Raw genomic sequence first — 968 nt, 5'->3', positions numbered from 1 at the left:
CGGACAACGGCGTCCGCGGCCGCGTCCGGCGCGCCCGCCCGGCCGGGCCGCGCGGCGGTGGTGTCGCCGCTGGTGCGGCGGCTGGCCCGGGAGCACGGCGTCGACGTCGCCGACCTCACCGGCAGCGGCGAGGGCGGCCTGGTGCTGCGCCGGGACGTGCAGGCGGCGGTGGCCGCCCGCGCCGCCGGGGACGCGGCCCCGGTGGCGGACGGCGCCGAGGACGGCGCGGTGCGCGTCCCGCTGCGCGGGGCGCGGCGCACCATGGCGGAGCGGCTGTCCCGGTCGCGGCGGGAGATCCCCGAGGCGACGGTCTGGGTCGACGCCGACGCGACGGGGCTGCTGGAGCTGCGGGCGGAGCTGAACGCCGCCGACCCGGCCCGCCCGGTGGGCGTGCTCGGCCTCGTCGCCCGGTTCTGCCTGCTCGGGCTGCGCCGGTACCCGGCGCTGAACTCCCGGGTCGACACCGACCGCGCGGAGGTGGTCCGGCTGCCGCGGGTGCACCTCGGCTTCGCGGCGCAGACGCCGCGCGGCCTGGTGGTGCCCGTCGTGCGCGACGCCCACGCGCTGACGACCCGCGAGCTGTCGGCGGAGCTGTCCGCGACCGCGGAGGCGGCGCGCGCCGGCTCCCTGGGCCCGGACCGGCTGACCGGCGGCACGTTCACGGTGAACAACTACGGCGTGTTCGGCGTGGACGGCTCGGCGGCGATCATCAACCACCCCGAGGCCGCCATCCTGGGCCTGGGCCGGATCGTGCGGCGGCCGTGGGTGGTCGGCGACGCGATCGAGGCGCGGCCGGTCACCGAGCTGACCCTGGCCTTCGACCACCGCGTGTGCGACGGCGAGGAGGCCGGCGGCTTCCTGCGCTTCGTCGCCGACTGCGTGGAGCGGCCCGCGCTCGCCCTGGGCGAGGTGTAGCGGCGCCCTTCCCCGTCGGCGGCCCCGCGTTCCCGACCCGCGCGCCCGCCGGA

General features: G+C 79.9%; 1 protein-coding gene. It reads left to right on the top strand.

Annotated elements, in window-relative coordinates; all coding sequences use genetic code 11:
- Positions 1-915, top strand: a 915-nt coding sequence (locus NT8_RS28145; RefSeq protein WP_067976117.1) for a dihydrolipoamide acetyltransferase family protein, incomplete at its 5' end; no start/stop codon positions are given.
- Positions 916-968: the final 53 nt, after the last annotated feature.

Source organism: Nocardiopsis trehalosi NBRC 14201, from assembly GCF_001552555.1.
GTDB classification, from domain to species: domain Bacteria; phylum Actinomycetota; class Actinomycetes; order Streptosporangiales; family Streptosporangiaceae; genus Nocardiopsis_B; species Nocardiopsis_B trehalosi.
Note: the sequence above shows the minus strand (reverse complement) of the source record. Positions and strands in the feature narration are given on the sequence as shown.